The sequence below is a fragment of the Acrocarpospora sp. B8E8 genome, assembly GCF_039871605.1.
In the GTDB taxonomy this organism is placed as follows: Bacteria; Actinomycetota; Actinomycetes; order Streptosporangiales; family Streptosporangiaceae; genus Acrocarpospora; species Acrocarpospora macrocephala.
In genome coordinates this window covers 1-1,791 of sequence record NZ_JBDPLV010000183.1, presented here as the reverse complement: position 1 = coordinate 1,791, position 1,791 = coordinate 1, and the positions used below count along the sequence as shown (strand labels likewise).

The window sequence follows — 1,791 nt, the reverse complement described above, 5'->3', positions numbered from 1 at the left end:
CGTCGGTCTCGGCGCCACCCGCTTGCGCCGCGACGAGCCGGCGCCTCCTACCAGCGCGGGCTACATCGTGATGGCCGATCCGGAGGGAAACGAGTTCTGCTTGGACTGAACGACGGGGAACTTCACCCCGGTGAGGTCTTCGGAGACGGCCCACAGCCGCTGCTGGACGGCTACCTCGTACGACTCCGGGCTGGAGGTGACCAGCCGGGGGTGGCCCATGACCTCGTTGCGTCCGCCGGGACCGTAGTACTGGCCGCCGAGCGCGGCGGGGTCGGTGGCGGCGCGCAGGGTCGGCAGCGCGCCCATCGCCGGCGTCTGGGTGATCAGCGGCGCGAGCCAGGTGAGCGGAAGCCGGAGGGCCGCGGGGGTGTTGCGGGCGAGCTCGGTGCTGGACATGCCGGGGTGCGCGGCCACCGCGACGGTGGTGCCGTGCGTGGCGAGCCGGCGCTGCAGCTCGTACGTGAACATCAGGTTGGCCAGCTTGGACTGACCATAGGCGGCGGCCCGGCTGTACGACCGCTCCCACTGCAGGTCGTCGAAGTGGATCGCGGCCCGGATGCGGTGGCCGATGCTGCTGACCGTCACCACGCGCGAGCCGGGCACCGGCAGCATCAGGTCCAGCAGCAGCCCGGTGAGCGCGAAGTGGCCGAGGTGGTTGGTGCCGAACTGCATCTCGAAGCCGTCCCGGGTGGTCTGCTTCGGGGTGTACATCACGCCGGCGTTGTTGATCAGCAGGTCGAGCCGGTCGAGCCGGGACCGCAGCGCCGCCGCCGCGGTCCGGACGGAGTCGAGCGAGGTCAGGTCCAGCGCCTGCACGGTCACGTCGCCGGTCATGCGGGCCGCGGCCTGCTCGCCCTTCTCGACGTCGCGCACGGCGAGCACCACGGACGCCCCGCGCTCGGCGAGCGCCTTGGCGGTCTCGTACCCCAGTCCGGTGTTGGCCCCGGTCACCACGGCCACCCGCCCGCGCTGGTCTGGAATGTTCGCCGTCGTCCACTTCTTGCTCATGTCAGGCTCCCAACTAACTAACGTACCGAAGGTATCTTGTGCTGACGACGTTAAAGTACTTTCGGTACGTTGTCAACGTACCGCAGGTACCTAAGTTAGGCTGGCGATCGTGACTTTCCAGCGGGCGCGAACCGAAGAGCAGCGGGAGATCCGCCGACGGGCGATCCTCGACATGGCGTCGGCGATGCTCGACGAGATGCCTGTGGCCGCGGTCACCCTGAACGAGCTCAGCCGCCGGGTAGGCCTGGCGAAGCCGAACGTGCTGCGCTACTTCGAGTCTCGCGAGGCGGTGCTGCTAGAACTGCTGGACCACTTCCTGCAGGAGTGGCTGACGGAACTGGCAGGCAAGTTGGCCGCCGGCATCGACGAAAATCTACCCATGGCCGAGCGAGCGGCAGCGGTGGCCGAGATCCTCAGCCGCTCACTCTCCGGCCGAGTGGTGCTGTGCGACCTCTTCGGCGCACAGGGCAGCGTCCTGGAACACAACGTCTCCGTCGAGGTCGTCGCACGCTACAAGCGCGCCTCCCTGGACCGCCTGACAACCATGACCGCCCTGATCCAGAAGTACCTGCCGGAGCTGGGCGAGAACGCAACACTGTTCAGCCTGCAAACCATGGTCATGGCCGGCGCGCTGTCGGCGTACAGCACACCCCCACCCAGCCTGCAGGCGGCCTACCAGGCCGAGCCCGACCTGGCCCGCTTCCACTTGGAGCTGAAGGACTCCTTGAAGCTGGCCCTGACCGCAACCCTCCTGGGCGTGCTACCCCGCCGCTGACCTGCGTT

Annotated in this window: 3 protein-coding genes; 2 read left to right on the top strand and 1 reads right to left on the bottom strand. The window is 68.5% G+C overall.

Annotated features, from left to right (window positions below):
- The coding region (locus ABGB08_RS54455; RefSeq protein WP_347608443.1) for a VOC family protein at nucleotides 1-109 on the top strand (109 nt) is incomplete at its 5' end.
- Here the strand turns inward: ABGB08_RS54455 and ABGB08_RS54450 are convergent.
- A complete protein-coding gene (locus ABGB08_RS54450) occupies nucleotides 61-1,008 on the bottom strand; it encodes an SDR family NAD(P)-dependent oxidoreductase (RefSeq protein ID WP_347608440.1) in 948 nt (315 codons plus the stop codon). The genes ABGB08_RS54455 and ABGB08_RS54450 overlap by 49 nt on opposite strands.
- Before the next feature lie 109 nt (nucleotides 1,009-1,117).
- Between ABGB08_RS54450 and ABGB08_RS54445 the strand changes: the two genes are divergently transcribed.
- A complete protein-coding gene (locus ABGB08_RS54445; protein ID WP_347608437.1) occupies nucleotides 1,118-1,783 on the top strand; it encodes a TetR/AcrR family transcriptional regulator in 666 nt (221 codons plus the stop codon).
- The last annotated feature ends 8 nt before the right edge of the window (nucleotides 1,784-1,791 follow it).

Excerpts from the sequence above, each read along its gene's own strand:
- ABGB08_RS54450 (WP_347608440.1), bottom strand. The coding sequence starts at position 1,008 with ATGAGCAAGAAGTGGACGACGGCGAACATTCCAGACCAGCGCGGGCGG.